18 protein-coding genes and 1 tRNA gene are annotated in these 16583 nt (G+C 51.3%); 3 read left to right on the forward strand and 16 right to left on the reverse strand.

Annotation, left to right across the window (positions count from 1 at the left end; translation table 11 throughout):
* Nucleotides 1-25: 25 nt before the first annotated feature.
* Entirely contained in the window at nucleotides 26-727 is a 702-nt protein-coding gene (deoC, locus tag Q0L26_RS01525; protein WP_296646449.1) for a deoxyribose-phosphate aldolase, read from the reverse strand.
* Between the two features lie 22 nt (nucleotides 728-749).
* Here deoC and Q0L26_RS01530 point away from each other — a divergent pair, with 22 nt between their 5' ends.
* Both Q0L26_RS01530 and Q0L26_RS01535 read left to right on the forward strand, forming a co-directional pair.
* The gene (locus tag Q0L26_RS01530; RefSeq protein WP_296646451.1) at nucleotides 750-974 is read left to right on the forward strand and encodes a DUF167 domain-containing protein; all 225 of its coding nucleotides are present in this window, start codon (nucleotides 750-752) and stop codon (nucleotides 972-974) included.
* A 26-nt stretch (nucleotides 975-1000) separates the two neighbouring features.
* Nucleotides 1001-1468: an RpiB/LacA/LacB family sugar-phosphate isomerase gene (locus Q0L26_RS01535; protein ID WP_296646454.1), complete on the forward strand. Its 468-nt coding sequence runs from the start codon at nucleotides 1001-1003 to the stop codon at nucleotides 1466-1468.
* A 46-nt stretch (nucleotides 1469-1514) separates the two neighbouring features.
* Here the strand turns inward: Q0L26_RS01535 and Q0L26_RS01540 are convergent.
* From Q0L26_RS01540 to Q0L26_RS01590, 11 genes are all read right to left on the reverse strand, one after another.
* Nucleotides 1515-1587, reverse strand: a tRNA-Ala gene (locus Q0L26_RS01540).
* A 39-nt stretch (nucleotides 1588-1626) separates the two neighbouring features.
* A complete protein-coding gene (gene rsfS / locus Q0L26_RS01545) occupies nucleotides 1627-1995 on the reverse strand; it encodes a ribosome silencing factor (RefSeq protein WP_296646457.1) in 369 nt (122 codons plus the stop codon).
* 13 nt (nucleotides 1996-2008) lie between these two features.
* Nucleotides 2009-2689, reverse strand: coding sequence for a hypothetical protein (locus tag Q0L26_RS01550; protein WP_296646459.1), 681 nt, complete (start codon nucleotides 2687-2689; stop codon nucleotides 2009-2011).
* A complete protein-coding gene (gene nadD, locus Q0L26_RS01555) occupies nucleotides 2686-3273 on the reverse strand; it encodes a nicotinate-nucleotide adenylyltransferase (protein WP_296646461.1) in 588 nt (195 codons plus the stop codon). Before nadD ends, Q0L26_RS01550 begins: the two co-directional genes overlap by 4 nt.
* Before the next feature lie 33 nt (nucleotides 3274-3306).
* Nucleotides 3307-3504 (reverse strand): hypothetical protein, encoded by a 198-nt coding sequence (locus Q0L26_RS01560; RefSeq protein WP_296646464.1) that lies wholly within the window; start codon nucleotides 3502-3504, stop codon nucleotides 3307-3309.
* Nucleotides 3505-3551: 47 nt separating this feature from the next.
* Nucleotides 3552-4799: a glutamate-5-semialdehyde dehydrogenase gene (locus tag Q0L26_RS01565; RefSeq protein WP_296646466.1), complete on the reverse strand. Its 1248-nt coding sequence runs from the start codon at nucleotides 4797-4799 to the stop codon at nucleotides 3552-3554.
* A 19-nt stretch (nucleotides 4800-4818) separates the two neighbouring features.
* Nucleotides 4819-5610 carry a glutamate 5-kinase gene (proB, locus tag Q0L26_RS01570; RefSeq protein ID WP_296646468.1) on the reverse strand — a complete coding sequence of 264 codons (792 nt, stop codon included), beginning with the start codon at nucleotides 5608-5610 and terminating at the stop codon, nucleotides 4819-4821.
* On the reverse strand, nucleotides 5611-7131 hold the full coding sequence (gene obgE / locus Q0L26_RS01575; RefSeq protein ID WP_296646470.1) for a GTPase ObgE: 1521 nt from the start codon (nucleotides 7129-7131) through the stop codon (nucleotides 5611-5613). It lies immediately after the preceding gene.
* Between the two features lie 90 nt (nucleotides 7132-7221).
* Nucleotides 7222-7476, reverse strand: a complete 255-nt coding sequence (gene rpmA / locus Q0L26_RS01580; protein ID WP_296646471.1) for a 50S ribosomal protein L27 — start codon at nucleotides 7474-7476, stop codon at nucleotides 7222-7224.
* Nucleotides 7477-7490: 14 nt separating this feature from the next.
* The gene (gene rplU, locus Q0L26_RS01585) at nucleotides 7491-7799 is read right to left on the reverse strand and encodes a 50S ribosomal protein L21 (protein ID WP_138275496.1); all 309 of its coding nucleotides are present in this window, start codon (nucleotides 7797-7799) and stop codon (nucleotides 7491-7493) included.
* A 103-nt stretch (nucleotides 7800-7902) separates the two neighbouring features.
* A complete protein-coding gene (locus Q0L26_RS01590; protein WP_296646477.1) occupies nucleotides 7903-10155 on the reverse strand; it encodes an Rne/Rng family ribonuclease in 2253 nt (750 codons plus the stop codon).
* Between the two features lie 245 nt (nucleotides 10156-10400).
* Between Q0L26_RS01590 and Q0L26_RS01595 the strand changes: the two genes are divergently transcribed.
* Entirely contained in the window at nucleotides 10401-11045 is a 645-nt protein-coding gene (locus tag Q0L26_RS01595) for a vitamin K epoxide reductase family protein (RefSeq protein WP_296646480.1), read from the forward strand.
* Between the two features lie 66 nt (nucleotides 11046-11111).
* On the opposite strand, the gene ndk is transcribed toward Q0L26_RS01595, so the two are convergent.
* Genes ndk through ileS form a run of 4 tightly spaced genes read right to left on the reverse strand, consistent with a single transcriptional unit; the run spans nucleotide 11112 to nucleotide 16505 of the window.
* Nucleotides 11112-11522, reverse strand: coding sequence for a nucleoside-diphosphate kinase (gene ndk / locus Q0L26_RS01600; RefSeq protein WP_296646481.1), 411 nt, complete (start codon nucleotides 11520-11522; stop codon nucleotides 11112-11114).
* Nucleotides 11523-11903 (reverse strand): DUF4233 domain-containing protein, encoded by a 381-nt coding sequence (locus Q0L26_RS01605; RefSeq protein WP_296646484.1) that lies wholly within the window; start codon nucleotides 11901-11903, stop codon nucleotides 11523-11525.
* Nucleotides 11896-13278: a folylpolyglutamate synthase/dihydrofolate synthase family protein gene (locus Q0L26_RS01610; RefSeq protein ID WP_296646485.1), complete on the reverse strand. Its 1383-nt coding sequence runs from the start codon at nucleotides 13276-13278 to the stop codon at nucleotides 11896-11898. The genes Q0L26_RS01605 and Q0L26_RS01610 overlap by 8 nt, the downstream gene beginning before the upstream one ends.
* Entirely contained in the window at nucleotides 13275-16505 is a 3231-nt protein-coding gene (ileS, locus tag Q0L26_RS01615; protein ID WP_296646488.1) for an isoleucine--tRNA ligase, read from the reverse strand. Before ileS ends, Q0L26_RS01610 begins: the two co-directional genes overlap by 4 nt.
* Nucleotides 16506-16583 lie beyond the last annotated feature (78 nt).

Consider the following 16583-nt stretch of genomic DNA (forward strand, 5'->3'; position numbering starts at 1 on the left):
TTAAGTAAACACCCTCTTGACAGATTTATTCCGATTTTTGGTCGAATTGCTTCAAAATTTCACCAGCGGCTGAGGTGCCGCAGCGTGATGCACCAGCAAGCATAAAATCAACCACCTGGTCAAGATTGCGAATACCCCCTGAGGCTTTAACCTTTAGACGATCACCAATACATGCCTTCATGAGGGCAACATGCTCGAGAGTCGCACCTGCTGCCGCGAACCCGGTGGAGGTCTTCACAAAATCGGCTCCTGCCCGCTCTGCCAATCGGCAACTGGTAATAATTTGCTCTTCAGACAACAAGGCGGTTTCAAAGATAACTTTCACGGGAATATCTAAACGTGACTCCCGCACAGCCGATACGACCGAGACGATATCTCGTTCTACATAATCCAGATCGCCTGAAATCAAAGCCGAGATATTCATAACCATGTCAATCTCTCTGGCACCGTGGATGATTGCCTGCTGAGTTTCAAAAACCTTGGTCTCAGTGGTGGTTGTTCCGTGCGGAAAACCAATCACGGTACAAACCGGAACACCAGAGTTGGTTAGCTCTAGCGAGGCGAAAGCGACATCCATTGGCCGAATGCAATACGAGGCAACCTGTTCAGTTTTGGCCAATTGAGCGCCAGCGAGGGCTTCATCCATGGTGGCATTTGGTTTCAAAACAGAATGGTCAAGGGTTTTAGCAATTTGTTCACGACTGAAGCCACGATAAGTCTTTGACATTTCTTCAGTCTAAGTTTTAACCATGAGAATCACGGTTCAAGTGAAACCCGGATCAAAAAAGGGTCCGTTGGTAGAAACGAACCCTGATGGTTCACTCACTGTGTTTTTGCTTCAACGTGCGGTTGATGGAGCAGCTAATGAGGGGCTCATCGCCCTGCTAGCAAAACATTTTGAGGTATCGAAATCACGGGTAGAAATAGAATCAGGATTCACGTCAAGAATCAAAAGAGTTTCTGTAGACCTTTAGCACCAACAACAAGTTAGGAACATTTCGTGAAAATTGCTATGGCAAGTGACCACGCAGGCAGATCACTCAAAGAAGAAATCAAGGCTTTGCTAGCAAAAGACGGCCACGAGGTTGTCGATTTTGGCACTGATAGCGATGACCCTGCCGATTTGCCCGACCATGTTTACCCAGCAGCGCTTGCAGTAGCTCGAGGTGAGGCCGACCGAGGAATCTTTGTTGATGGAGTCGGCTATGGCAGCGCCATGATTGCCAATAAGGTAAATGGCATCTACGCAGCAGTTTGCCAGGATTCGTTTTGTGCAGAACTGGCTAGGTCGCACTCTGACACGAATGTGCTTTGCCTAGGCGGAAAAATCATCGGCTCAGCTATTGCGCTTGAGATTGTTCGAGTTTGGATGAACACCGATTGGCTAGGCAACGACGAGCCTAAATACGCCAGAAGAGTGCAAAAAGTTGTTGAAATCAATAATCAAAACCTGAAACCAGTTGGTTAGAACTTAAACGAAAATCCCACCTACTTGAGGTGGGATTTTTCGTTTGTGGACCCGACGGGATTTGAACCCGTGACCCCCTGCATGCCATGCAGGTGCGCTACCAGCTGCGCCACGGGCCCGAATGTTGCCAAGGCAACTTAGACAGTTTACAACAAGTTTTACTCAGCTGCGACGATGTCTAGTTTCACAACTGGCTGGTCGCTGTAAAGACGCTCTAGCGAATAGAACATGCGATCTTCTTCGTGCATCACGTGGCAAACAACATCACCAAAATCTAGAAGAATCCAACGGCCCAGCTCTTTACCTTCACGGTGCAGCAACTTGTAGCCGCTCTCAAGCATCTTTTCTTCGACGTTGTCAGAGATCGCTGCGACCTGACGCTCAGTTCTACCCGAAGCCAAAACATAGATGTCGGTCAATGGCATCACGGCTGTGATGTCAAGGCCAATAATGTTTTCGGCTAGTTTGTCAGCTGCAGCGTTAGCTGCGATGTTGGCTTGGATGATGGCCTGAGGGGTTGCAGTCACGGTGTCCTTTAGATTACTTGAAGAATCCAAGCATAAACGCTGCGAGCACGAGCCCGCCCACTGTGACCATAATCACCGATAACGCAACCACAATGTAAACCTGGTTTTGACCCTTGGCAAGCTTTGCCGGCATGATTCCGATTTTGCCCGCTGTGTTGACAACACCACTGGCGCGAAGTGGCGCAATGGTCGAAACATAGCCACTGATGCTGTCTGCCTGAATCGCTTCGTCTGTCTCGGTGGCGTCAAGAACTGTGGCAATTTCGCCGGTGGCGGTGCTGATCGGTGGCAGCTCAATAGAGCCGGTTTTTAGCCACTCACCGTTTTCGTTGATAGCGCCTAAATCATCGACGCTGGCAACATTTTCAAGAATTATGGTTGAAGTCGACACTTCGGTCACCAAGTTTGGCGACACATCAAAGAGCGACTCTGATTCAGCCTCTAGTTCTTCTTCAACTTGCTCCAGACCAAAGAAGTCGGCAACACTCTGCTCGGGTTCTTCGGCCTTTGGATCTGCGCCTGGGTTCCACAACTCGCCATCAATGATTTGAGGCACAACCACAGCAGCAATTTCAACCGGAACCGGCTTTAGGTCAAAAAACTTTGGTGCACCTGATTCAGTTGAAGATTCGACGCTCGTGCCCAACTCAGCATCACGAAGTTGACGACGAGTTAGAAACTCTCCATCTGTCATTTCGACTCCTGATACAGCTCGTGTTTGGCAATGTATTGAACTACTCCATCTGGCAATAAGTACCAGATCGGCTTTGAAGAATTAACTCTTTCACGAATATCCGTTGAAGAGATAGCAAGTGCCGGAATTTCTAGGATAGTTACTTTGCCATGTGCGGTTTCAGGCACATTTAGTTCATGTCCTGGCCGAGTGACTCCAACGAAATCTGCCATTTCTAGAACATCGTCAACCGACTTCCAGCTCAATAACTGTGATATTGCATCTGCGCCGGTAATGAAAAAAAGTTCAGCATCTGGGTGAATTGCACGGATGTCCGTCAAAGTATCGACGGTGTAGGTTGGGCCGTCTCGATCGATATCAACGCGAGACACCTTGAAACGCGGATTCGATGCGGTTGCGATCACGGTCATGAGATAACGGTGTTCGCCAGAAGTGAAGTTATGTTTTTGCCACGGTTCACCAGTGGGAACAAAAATAACTTCATCAAGGCTAAGAGCGTGAGCAGCTTCATTTGCGGCCACGAGGTGACCGTAGTGAATTGGGTCGAAGGTTCCGCCCATCACCCCGATGCGAGCTGTACTCATGCCTGTTGACCTCAGGGCCGGTTATGCGCCTGTTTAGTGGTGCGAGTGAGAATTGCTTGATTTGTGGTCGTGACGGTTGGCTACGTCGCGGTATGACCAGGTGATGAAACCAAGAAGAATGAATACACCCATGGCAATAACACCGAACCAGAAGCTAGGAAAAGGTAGGGTCACGAATGGCTCGTGCTCAGACTCAGCTGCACTTTTGAATACTGAAAGAATGGCGTTCAATTTTTCTCCTAAGAACTAATTCCAGAATAGCCTAGCCAGCGGGCTTTTTAGGCTCTAACCTGCCCGTTACCGCGCACCAACCACTTGGTCGAGGTTAACTCCTGCAGTCCCATTGGCCCGCGGGCGTGAAGTTTTTGGGTTGAGATTCCGACCTCGGCACCGAATCCAAATTCGCCACCGTCGGTGAACCTGGTTGAGGCGTTTACCATCACGGTAGATGCGTCAACTTCATTCAAGAAACGTTCGGCGTTGATGTGGTCATCCGTGATGATCGATTCGGTGTGCTTGGTCGAATACTGCTTGATGTGAGCCAGCGCCTCATCAATGTCTTTGACTACTCGAACTGCTAGGTCGAGGTCGTGGTATTCGGCTCGCCAGTCATCTTCAGTTGCCGGAACCGCAGCAAAATAGGCCTTTTGAGTAGCCTCGTCGCCGTGAATGGTGACACTTGATTCAGCAAGGCGATCTAGAACTAGCGGGAGCACACGCTCAACCGCTTTTTCATGCACCAATAGTGTTTCTACGGTGTTGCAAACACTCGGGCGCTGCACCTTGGCATTGTGAACGATGTCGGCAGCCCAATCGACCCTGGCAGTCTCATCGACAAAGATGTGAACCACGCCATCGCCAGTTTGAATAACCGGCACCTTGGCCTCTTCTACGACCTGGCGAATCAGGCCTGCACCACCGCGAGGAATGAGAACGTCAATCAACCCAACTGCACGCATCATCTCAACGCCGCCATCGCGACCAAATTCATCCACGGTTTGTACCGCAGCAGAATCGAGGCCAGCAAGCGCTAGTGCGTCTTGCAACAGTCGAACCAACACAGCATTGGTATTTTCGGCTGCTCTGCCGCCGCGCAGCACCGTTGCGTTACCACTCTTGATGGCAAGTGCAGCAATGTCGATGGTCACATTTGGGCGAGCTTCGTAAATAACACCAATTACGCCTAGCGGCACTCTGACCTGGGTTAGCTTCAGAGCGTTAGGCAAAGACATTCCACGGATAACATCGCCAATTGGGTCTGGCAACCCGATGATCAGGCGAACCGCATCAGCGATGGCCTGAATTCTCGTGTGATCTAGACGCAAGCGATCTTGCAAGGCAACTGTCATGTCTTCAGCAATGCCACGGTCTAAATCTTTTTGGTTTGCAGCAATGATTTCGTCAGCACGTGCGGGCAACAGATCGGCAATTTGTCGCAGGGCTTCGTTTTTGTCGTTGGTAGAAGCTTGGGCTAGCGATGGGGCTGCGCCTGCTGCCAAACGGATTTTTTCGATTGCGGTAACCATGCTCTAAGCCTATTCGGGTCTAGTTGTTGATCGAAGGGTCTGATTCAAACCAGGTGCCAACCTCAGCGCCCTCAAGCGCTTGGGCAACTAGGTCGGTGCTGGTTAGCAATACTGAAACACCAGAGTCGGTAGCCACTCTCGCCGCAGAAACTTTGGTGACTGCACCACCAGTGCCAACTGCTGAGCTGCTGCCACCGATTTCTACACCTGAAAGATCTTCATCAAAGCCAACGTAGTCAATGCGCTTTGCACCTGGGTTTGAAGGTGGCACGTCATAAAGCGCGTCTACGTCGCTAAGCAAAATTAGGGCGTCTGCCTTGACCAAGATTGCAACCATCGCAGCCAACTTGTCGTTGTCGCCGAATCGAATTTCTTGGGTTGCAACGGTGTCGTTTTCATTTACGATCGGCAAAACGCGAAGCGATACCAGTCTGTCCATCGCGCGTTTAGCATTTTCGCGAGTTTCGATTGCCTCTAGGTCACCTGCGGTGAGAAGTACCTGACCGGCCACGATTCCAAAGCGTTCGAGCGACTGCTGGTAGCGAGAAATCAGTCGACTTTGCCCAACCGAAGCCAAGGCCTGTGAGGTTGCAAGATCTTCAGGCTTTGAGTCCATACCTAAAAGTGGCATACCGGTAGCAATAGCGCCAGAAGAGACCAGAATTACTTCGACACCGGCAGCGTGTGATTTTGCCAGTGCGTCGACCAAAAGCTCAAGCTTGCCTTCGTTGGCTCCCGTAATTGAAGATGAACCAACTTTGACAACAACTCGCTTGGCCGTTGCCAACTCGCTTCTGTCTTGAAGTCCCACTTAGTCTTCCTTTTCGAAGTCCTCAGGAGATGACCAAATGCCAGCCTCTCCTTCTTTTCTCAGTTCTTCACGGGCGGCAGCCTTGCCATCCATGCGCTCTTTATAGGTCTGGCGACGTTCTTTAGTGGTTCGTCGTTCGCGCATGTCGAATCGCGCGTCTGTGCCTCGAGGGCCAGCAATCAGCTCGGCGTTAGAAGCAATTGCCGGCTCCCAGTCGAAGACGATGCCCTTGTCTGGGCCGATAACCACGGTCGAGCCAGCTACAGCACCAGCTTTATAAAGCTCTTGCTCGAGACCGATTTTGCCCAAACGGTCTGCCAAGTAGCCAATAGCTTCTTCGTTTGCAAAGTTAGTCTGGTGAACCCAACGCTCTGGCTTAGGGCCGAGAACACGGAAGATCTCTTCGTCGCCAACCATCTCACGACGAATCTCAAACTTGTTTTCGCTGCGCTTTTCTTGCATCAACTGAATGCGAGGCTTGACCGGCGCTGACTCTTTGTCTCGTCTTGCTTCTTCAACCAACTTGGCCAGCGCAAAGTTAAGTTCGCGCAAACCCATTTTGCTGATCGCAGAAATGATGAACACTTTGTAACCGCGAGCCTCTAGGTCTGGCTTTACAAACTCAGCTAGTTCTAGTGCGTCTGGAACATCGGCCTTATTCAAAGCAATCAACTGTGGGCGCTTCGTCAAAGGCAATTCACCCTCAGGCACCTCATAGGCGTCAAGTTCTTTGAGAATCTTGTCTAAGTCGGTTAGTGGATCGCGGTTTGGCTCTAGGGTTGCACAGTCAATTACATGCAACAAAGCTGAACAACGCTCAACGTGACGCAAGAACTGCAGCCCTAGGCCTTTGCCCTCGCTAGCACCCTCGATCAAACCAGGAACATCGGCAATGGTAAAGCGAGTTTCGCCTGCCTGAACCACACCAAGGTTTGGGTGCAAAGTCGTGAATGGGTAGTCGGCAATTTTTGGTCGCGCGGCACTCAACGCTGCAATAAGTGAAGATTTTCCGGCGCTTGGGTAACCCACAAGTGCTACGTCGGCAACAGTCTTCAATTCAAGGATGATGTCGCCGCGCCAGCCTGGTACACCAAATAGTGCGAATCCAGGAGCTTTGCGCTTTGAGCTTGAAAGAGCTGCGTTTCCGAGGCCACCGAGACCACCCTCGGCAATGATGAGCTCCATGCCCTCTTCATCGAGGTCGGCAATAACCACACCACGCTGAGTCTTTACAACGGTACCTACCGGAACAGAAAGCTGAAGGCTTTCGCCGTGGTGACCGTTTCTAAAGTCACCCGCGCCATCGCCACCATCGCCAGCGGCACGGTGAGGGTGAAAGTGAAAATCAAGCAAGGTAGTGACGTTGGGGTCTGAAATCAGACTGATGCTGCCACCCTTGCCGCCGTCGGCGCCGTCAGGGCCGGCAAGAGGCTTGAACTTCTCGCGCTTAACTGAAACACAACCATCGCCGCCATCCCCAGCGCGAACGTGAAGAGTCACTTGGTCGACAAATGAAACCAAGATGTCCTCCTTTTTTTAGAACCTAATGAATTGTTGCAAGAAACAGGAAAGGCGAGCCAAAGGCCCGCCTCCTGGAAAAGCTAGTTTTTACTAAGCAGCGTCAATCACGTTGACAACGCGGCGGCCACCCTTGGTGCCGAACTCTACTGAGCCAGCTGACAGAGCGAACAGAGTGTCGTCTTTACCCTTGCCCACGTTTGCACCTGGGTGGAAGTGGGTTCCGCGCTGGCGAACTAGAATCTCGCCTGCGTTTACTTCTTGACCTGCGTAACGCTTAACGCCTAGACGCTGTGCGTTTGAGTCGCGACCGTTTCGGGTCGAGCTAACACCTTTTTTGGAAGCCATTTTGTGTCAGTCCTTTACTTGATCTCAGTGACCTGAACGCGGGTAAGGTCTGCACGGAAACCCTGGCGCTTCTTGTAACCGGTCTTGTTCTTGTACTTCTGGATGATGATCTTTGGACCACGTAGGTCGTTTAGAACCTCAGCGGTAACCTTCACCTTGGCAAGTGCCTTGGCATCGGTGGTGACCTTGTCACCGTCAACTAGAAGAAGAGCTGAAAGCTCAATCTTGCCGTTGGCATCAGCCTTAATACGGTCGAGAGTCACGATGGTGCCTACTGACACCTTCTCTTGACGGCCGCCTGCGCGGACTACTGCGTAAACCACAGATCTACCCTTTGTTCGAAAGTCTTATTGTGTTGCAATTGCGAATACTCAACAGGCAACGAGAATTCAGTCTACATTGCCATTGGGCTATGGTCAAACCTATTTAGCCCTCATTTTGAGTATTGCTTGAATCAATTGGTGCTGGGGCGCTGCCACCGCTGGTTGCACGGCGTGGCTTGCGGCGACCCTGACCAGGTGCCTTTGGCTCTGGAAGAGCTTCTAGCACTGCTTCAAGCATTTTTTCGGCCTCTACCGAGGTGTCAGCGACAACCTTGGCCTGAGGAAGAGAAATCGGCGATTCTTCACCGGCAGCTTCGTGGGCGGCGACGGTGGATGCGGCAATCTTGGCGACAACGCTGTTGATTTCAACTGCGCGTTCAGGAGTAACCACCTTTGCAGGCTCAGGCTTTTGGTTGCGGTCATTGCGACCACGCTTGCCCTGTTTCTGCTGCTGTTGAGGTTTGGCGTCATCCGAGTGATTGCGGTTCGAACGCATGATTGGCTCGTGGTGAACGATCACACCACGGCTAGCACAAGCCTCACAAGGCTCTGAGAAGGCCTCTAGTAGGCCGATGCCCAACTTCTTACGAGTCATTTGAACCAGTCCCAAAGAGGTAACCTCAGCCACCTGGTGCTTGGTGCGGTCGCGGCTTAGACATTCCATAAGGCGACGCTGAACTAGGTCGCGGTTTGATTCCAAGACCATGTCGATGAAGTCAACCACGATGATTCCACCGATGTCACGGAGGCGAAGCTGGCGAACGATTTCTTCAGCCGCTTCAAGGTTGTTCTTGGTGACGGTCTCTTCGAGGTTTCCGCCCGAACCAACAAACTTTCCGGTGTTAACATCGACCACAGTCATAGCTTCGGTGCGGTCTATAACCAATGAACCACCTGAAGGCAGGTAAACCTTGCGGTCGAGCGCCTTGGCGATTTGCTCGCCTACTCGGTATTCGTCGAAGACATCCCTGCTGCCCTCGTATTTTTCAACACGCTCTAGCAAGTCTGGGGCTACCGATTTTAGGTACTCTTCGATGGTTTCGCGAGCGTCATCGCCGGCAATAACCATCTTTTGGAAGTCTTCGTTGAAGACATCACGCACGATTTTGACCAAAAGGTCTGGTTCGCTGTGAAGCAGAACCGGGGCCTGGCCCTTTTCAACCTTCTTGCTGATTTCTTCCCATTGCTGTTGCAAACGTTGAACGTCAAGAGTCAATTGCTCTTCGGTTGCGCCTTCGGCTGCAGTGCGCACAATCACGCCAGCATCTTCAGGAAGAATCTCTTTCAAAATTTTCTTTAGTCGGGCACGCTCTGAGTCAGGTAGCTTGCGCGAAATTCCGTTCATTGAGCCATTTGGCACATAAACCAGGTATCGACCAGGTAGCGAAACCTGACTGGTCAGACGAGCACCCTTTTGACCAACCGGGTCTTTGGTTACCTGAACCAAAACAGTGTCGCCAGACTTTAGAGCAAGCTCAATTCGACGAGGTTGATTGCCGGTCTCGGCAAGTTCCCAGTCAACTTCGCCAGAGTAAAGCACTGCGTTGCGGCCACGGCCGATGTCAACGAACGCTGCCTCCATGGATGGAAGAACGTTCTGGATCTTGCCGAGGTAGACGTTGCCGATCAGGGAAGCTTCAGAAGCCTTAGCTACGTAATGCTCAACGAGGATGCCGTCTTCAAGCACTCCAATTTGAATCTTGCCGTCTTTAGAGCGAACCACCATGGTGCGGTCGACTGCTTCACGACGAGCCAAGAATTCAGACTCGGTGATGATTGTGCGGCGGCGGCCAGCATCGCGACCATCTCGGCGACGTTGCTTTTTAGCCTCGAGACGAGTTGAGCCCTTAACTCGGGTCGGCTCGTTGCTTGGCGCCTTTGGCTCTCGTGGAGTGCGAACCTTCACGACGGTGTTCGGGTCTTCAGCTACCGGAGCTTCTTCACCAGCGCGACGACGTGAACGACGACGAAGGTGGCTTTCGTCGCCTTCTGGTGCTAGGTCAACCGGGCGGCCACGCTTGGCATCGATTACCGGAGTTGGCAGATCAGGTGCCATGAACATAAGTGAAGTTGCAGAAACAGGTGCGGTTACCGGAGCCTCAACTGACGCGGCACCAGGCTCGTTTGACTCAGAAGCCTTTTCAGACGAACCAGAAGTTTTTGCTGGCGCCTTCTTTGTCGGTGCCTTTTTAGCAGGAGCGCGTTTAGCTGCAGGCTTCTTGGCCGGTGCTTCACTCTCTACAGTTGCGTCAACAATCGTTTCGATTGATTCGGCTTCGATTTTTCCCACTGGCTTTTTAGCGCGGGTAGCACGAACGGTTTTTTCTGCGGGTGCGTTTGTTTCTTTATTCACCATTTCTGGTGTACTCCAAGCTGCCTATTTTCTGGGCCACACTCACCAGCCAATAAGGCGTAAATCCTTGTTGCTTACTTTTGCAAACAACCAAAACTATGTACGAGCAACTCTTTTATTTGCGATTGCCGCTGCCCGATGGGTCTTAAGCGAATACAACTCGCAGGTTCTCGTGAAATCTTCGTCGAACCAGGTGTGGCCTGCTTCAACTTCTCTAAGTATGACACTTTGCCCGAGGATTGTCACCCATGGCGCGTGGCATACTTGAAAACATGAGCAACGCTGAAGCTAAAAACGGCATCCAACTGCAGCCAACCAGGGGCTTTGCATGGCACCTAATCATCACCGGCCTCATCGGTTGGATTGCAGCATTTAGCCTGACACTTGAGCGAATTCACGTGGCAACTAACCCGGATGCAACCCTCAGCTGCGACATCAGCATATTTATTTCATGCAAATCGGTAATGCTTACACCGCAGGCGTCGCTATTCGGCTTTCCTAACCCGTTGATTGGCCTGGCGGCATTTATCGCTCCCATAGTTGTGGGCGCCGCGATTCTTGCCGGCGCAAAATTTGCAGCCTGGTTTTGGCGCCTCTTCGCCGTTGGCGTGAGCTTTGGTTTTCTCTTCGTGCTGTGGCTCTTTAGCCAAAGCGTTTTTGTCATCAACGTGCTTTGCCCTTATTGCATGTTGGCATGGGCCGCGATGGTTCCAATGTTCTGGAAGGTCATATTGTTCGGAGCTAAGGATGGCTTCATTGACACTCCCCTGCGTTTCGTCGATTTCTTCGACCGCGCGTATTCAAAATCTTGGGCATTCACTCTGGTTACCGAACTAGTCGTAATCCTGGTAATCGTGATTCACTTCTGGACTTGGTGGCCAACCCTTTTCTAAGCCTGATTTGCAAGCCTTCTCGAATAGAAAAAGCCCTCCAATTGATGGAGGGCTTTTCTATTAAACCTAGAACCAGAGGGCCAATTCACGTTCGGCGGACTCGACCGAATCTGAGCCGTGAACCAGATTCTGCTGCACTTTCAAACCCCAGTCTCGACCAAGGTCTCCACGAATTGTTCCCGGAGCAGCAACTGTTGGGTCGGTAGCGCCAGCAAGCGATCTAAAACCTTCGATGACACGGTTACCTTCAAGGCGAATGGCAACCACATCTCCTGAGTTCATGAACTCTACGAGTGGTTGAAAAAATGGCTTTCCCTCGTGCTCGGCATAGTGCTCAGTTAGAAGCGCAATTGAAGGCGTGAACTTTTTCAAGTCGGCAACGACATAGCCCTTTGCCTCGCAGCGAGCGATGATCTCGCCAATCAAGTTGCGCTTGGTGCCGTCTGGCTTGATGAGTACGAGTGTTGCCTGAGACATTTACTGCTCCTCTTCTAGAGTCTGACCAGCAGCCAGATTTTTTTCGAATACTGCACGAGCTTTATCGATGGTTGATCCGGCAATCATCGCCCAAGCCCAAAGGCAAACGAAGATAGCGCCAACCACATACATGAGCGGCACCCAGATTCCCAAAGCTACGACTACGAGCTGAAGAAACCAGCCAAAAACATATGAGAACTTGCGACCCAAAATGGCAGGCGTGGCGATCAGAATAAACGCGAGCGAGAGGCCAATTGCCCAGACCACCGGGCCGTCTGCAACTTTCAAACCAAATGCAACCAGGGTTGCAAAAAACACGACAAATGATTCAAATGCCAGAAGCATTGACCCCAGTGTTCGTTGAGTTGATTTTTTACGCATCTTGTTCAGCCTCAATTTGTTTTAGTTTAAGAACATCGCCAACCAGCGTGATTGACCCAGTGACCACAACCGCAGCCGCTTGCCCCTTTGGCAAAAGAAGTTGCGCCTCAGCCAATGCCCATTGCACATTTGGCTGCACCTTCACACGGTCAGCACCTAGAACTTCTCGTGCTAACTCGGCAAGCTCTTCAGCAGGAATAACGCGATCAGACGATGACTGAGTAACAATTACTTCAATCAGCGAATCATCTAGTTCAGAAAGAAGCGCACGGGCATTTTTCTCAGCCAAAATCGAGATGACTCCGACCACATAAGGAGAGCCGAAATTATCTTTCAAGGCTTTCGCGAGCGACTGAGCCCCCTGTGGGTTATGCGCTGCGTCAAGAATTACTAGAGGCTCTCGTGAGACGACCTGAAGTCGACCCGGTGATGAGAAATCAGCGAAAGCAGCTCGAACAACGTCATCCATGATTCTTTGCTCGCCGCCGCCAAGAAAAGCCTCAACGGCAGCAACAGCGAGAGCTGCGTTCTCAGCCTGATAAAAACCGTGAACCGGAAGGTTCAAGTCGTGATATTCGCCGGCCAATGTGCGCAGCGAGACAGTCTGACCAAGGATGTTTGGTTCACTAGACAGAACCTCGAAGCCAACGCCGTAGGCAGTCATCTTCTCGGCTAATTGGGCCGACTTAGCCTCTAGCTGTTCGAATGCCTCTGGTTCTTGGCTCGCGCTTAGAACGATGGCATCCTGCTTGATGATTCCAGCTTTGGTCTTGGCAATCTCAGTCAAAGTAGAACCTAGGCGATCTGCGTGATCGATTGAAATCGGTGTGAAGACAGCCACATCACCATCGGCGACATTGGTTGAATCCCATTCGCCACCCATTCCCACTTCGAGAACCAGCACGTCAACCGGCGCATCGGCAAAGATAGAGAAACCGAGCACGGCGAGGGCCTCAAAGAAAGTAAGTGGCTCATCACCCTGTGTGGCAAGTTCAGCATCAACCATTTCAATAATTGGCTCAATTTCAGACCAAATGTTGAATAGACGCTCATCTGAAACCGGTTCGCCGTCGAGTGACATGCGCTCGTTCAACTTCACCAGATGAGGGCTAGTGAAACGACCGGTTCTCAAACCGTGTTCACGAAGCAATCGCTCAATGAAACGCGCTGTGCTGGTTTTGCCGTTGGTTCCGGTTACGTGAATAACTCGATAGGCCTTTTGCGGGTCGCCAAGCAGAGCGGTTGCTCGCAGAGTGGGTTCAAGCCGAGGGCGAATCTGGTTTTCAGGAACTCGCTTCAGCAGAGCTGCCTCTACCTCGCGACCTTTGGCAGCCCAGTATTGTTCGTCGTCGAACTTGTCGAACTCGTCGCTCAAATCTTCTCCACCACAACTGCTACTTGCTGGCCTTCGCCAACTGCCACGGCGTTGACTGAAGCCACACCGTTGATTGAAATAAGTTCAAGAGTCAGAGTTTCTGACATAACTAACTCTTGGTGTGTAGAAATCGCTGCCAAAACCGATTCGTCAGCTGTGACTGAAAGTTTGATTCGGTCGCTGACATCGAAGTCAGCTTCTTTTCGAGCATTTTGAACCGCACGGATAACGTCGCGTGCCAGACCTTCAGCCGCCAACTCTGGTGACACTTGGCCATCGAGAATCAGGAATCCGGTTGGCAAAATACCGATGTGGTCAGTTGACTCTTCGGCACCGTCTGTAGTTCCGGCAACTAGATCGATGATGAACTCTCCATCGACAAGCTCGATTCCACCCACGATCACTGCTCCGTTGGCATCTGACCAGTCGCCTGCCTTTGCTGCCGCGATAACGGCCTGAACTGACTTTCCGATGCGAGGGCCAGCCGCGCGTGAGTTGACGGTTAGTCGCTTGACCACACCGAACTCTGATGTTGAGCCAAGTGACATCTCGACCAAGGCGACAGATTTCACGTTGAGCTCTTCAGCAATGATGGCCGAGAACTGATCGAGCGATGCTGCATTCTTGGTAACCACGGTGAGTTTAGCCAAAGGCAGACGAACACGTAGCCCTGAGCCTTTTCTCAAGCTGTTCGCAACCGAGCTGACTGTTCGAACCTGGTCCATAGCTTCGACCAGAGCTGAATCATTTGGAATGCTGGCGGCATCAGGCCACGACTCAAGGTGCACGCTTCGGCCTGCGGTTAGACCGCGCCAAATCTCTTCGGTGACCATTGGAAGCAGCGGCGCAGCAACTCGACAAACGATTTCGAGAACTGTGTAAAGCGTGTCAAACGCTTCAGCAGAGGCATCCCAGAATCGATCGCGCGAGCGACGAACATACCAGTTGGTCAATACGTCGGCGAATTCGCGAAGACTGTTAGTCGCTGAATAAGAATCAAATTTATTCAGGTGCGCTTCAACTTCGTTCACCAAATCGTGAGTCTTCGAGAGCAAGTAACGGTCGAGAACATCCTGGCTTGAAACCGACCACTTAGCTTCATAGTTCGATGCATTCGCATACAAAGAGAAGAAGTAGTAGGTGTTCCAGAGTGGCAATAGAACCTGTCGCACTCCCTCGCGAATACCCTGCTCGGTAACAATCAAGTTGCCGCCGCGAAGAATTGGGCTCGACAGCAAGAACCAACGCATAGCGTCAGCGCCATCACGATCGAAAACTTCATTCACATCTGGATAGTTACGCAATGACTTTGACATTTTTTGTCCGTCATTACCCAGGATGATTCCGTGCGAAACCGCTGATTTGAAAGCTGGGCGATCAAATAACGCAGTAGACAAAACGTGCAGCGTGTAGAACCAGCCGCGGGTCTGACCAACGTATTCAACTATGTAGTCGCCAGGGTTGTGGGTTTCAAACCACTCGCGGTTTTCAAATGGATAGTGGGCCTGGGCAAATGGCATTGAGCCAGATTCAAACCAGCAGTCAAGAACTTCTGGAACGCGACGCATGGTCGATTTTCCGGTTGGGTCATCAGGGTTAGGTCGAGTCAACTCATCGATAACCGGGCGGTGAAAGTCTGCCGGGCGAACTCCAAAATCACGCTCAAGCTCGTCGAGCGAGCCATAAACATCAATTCTTGGATAGTTCGGGTCGTCTGATTTCCAGACTGGAATTGGTGCACCCCAGAAACGGTTGCGGCTAATTGCCCAGTCGCGAACGTTTTCAAGCCACTTGCCAAACGAACCATCTTTGGTGTGATCTGGTGTCCAGTCGATTTGCTGGTTGAGCTCAATCATGCGGTCACGAAGTTTGGTTGTCTCAACAAACCACGAAGAAACTGCCTTGTAGATCAGCGGGTTCTTGCAGCGGTAACAGTGCGGGTATGAGTGCTCGTAGCTTGCCTGGCGCAAGACTCTGCCGGCGTTTTTCAGGTGCTGCGAAATTGGCTTATTTGCTTCGAATACATGCTGGCCTTCGAAGTCGGTGACGATTGAATTGAACTCGCCGCGCTCGTTGATCGAAACGTAGGTCGGAATTCCAGCCTCGTTACATACGTTTTGGTCATCTTCACCATAGGCCGGTGCCTGGTGCACGATACCGGTTCCATCTGAGTCGGCAACGTAGTCGGCGACAACAACCTGCCAAGCGTTGGTAACCTCAAATTTTTCGGTGTCTGAGTAGTAATCAAAAAGGCGCTCGTAACGAATGCCGGCCAGGTCTGCACCCGGGTGAGTTTCAACTACTGCGGCAAGAGCCTCTTCAGCTGATTCGTAGCCCAAGTCTTTGGCGTAACCGCCGAGCAATGACTTTGCGATTACGTACTTGGTTCCGGCTGGGCCGCCATCACCTGCACCTTCAGGGCCAGCTGCAACAACCGCATATTCAATTTCAGGGCCAACCGCCAGTGCAAAGTTAGTCGGGAGAGTCCACGGAGTGGTGGTCCATGCCAGCAGACGCGCACCCTCTAGTTTTTGACCAGCTGAGATCGGGAAGGTAACGGTCAGGGTTTGGTCTTGACGGTTTTTGTAAACCTCGTCATCCATGCGAAGTTCGTGGTTAGACAGCGGAGTTTCGCAGCGCCAGCAATAAGCCAAAACTTTGAAGCCTTCATAAATCAGGCCCTTTTTGTAAAGCTCGCCGAATGCCCAAAGAACGCTCTCGGTGTAGTTGGTGTCTAGAGTTTTGTAGTCATTGTCAAAGTCAACCCAGCGCGCCTGGCGGGTTATGTATGAACGCCATTCCTCGGTGTACTTAAGCACGGATGACTTGCAATAAGCATTGAACTTATCGATTCCATACTTTTCAATTTCAGGGCGACCCGAAATGCCTAGTTGACGTTCAGCCTCAACTTCGGCTGGCAAACCGTGGGTGTCCCAGCCAAAGCGACGCTCAACGCGGAACCCCTGCATTGTTTTAAAACGCGGAACCATGTCTTTTGCATAACCGGTTAATAAGTGCCCGTAGTGCGGAAGGCCGTTTGCAAAAGGTGGGCCATCGTAGAAGACAAACTCTTCGGCGCCTTCTGCTGCACGCTGATCAATTGATGCTTGGAACGTCCCGTCTTTCTCCCAGTATTTAAGAATTTGCTCTTCAACACCCGGAAAACTAGGGCTTGGGTTTACACCCTCGCGCGCGGCGTTTGAGGAGTCATTGTTCTTGGGATACATGCAAGGCTTTCTTCGCTGTAATCAGGAGGATTTCTACTATCAATGTTAACCTGTAATAAACCCTTTTCTTGGAGACTT

The organism is Rhodoluna sp. (genome assembly GCF_024641065.1).
Lineage (GTDB): Bacteria > Actinomycetota > Actinomycetes > Actinomycetales > Microbacteriaceae > Rhodoluna.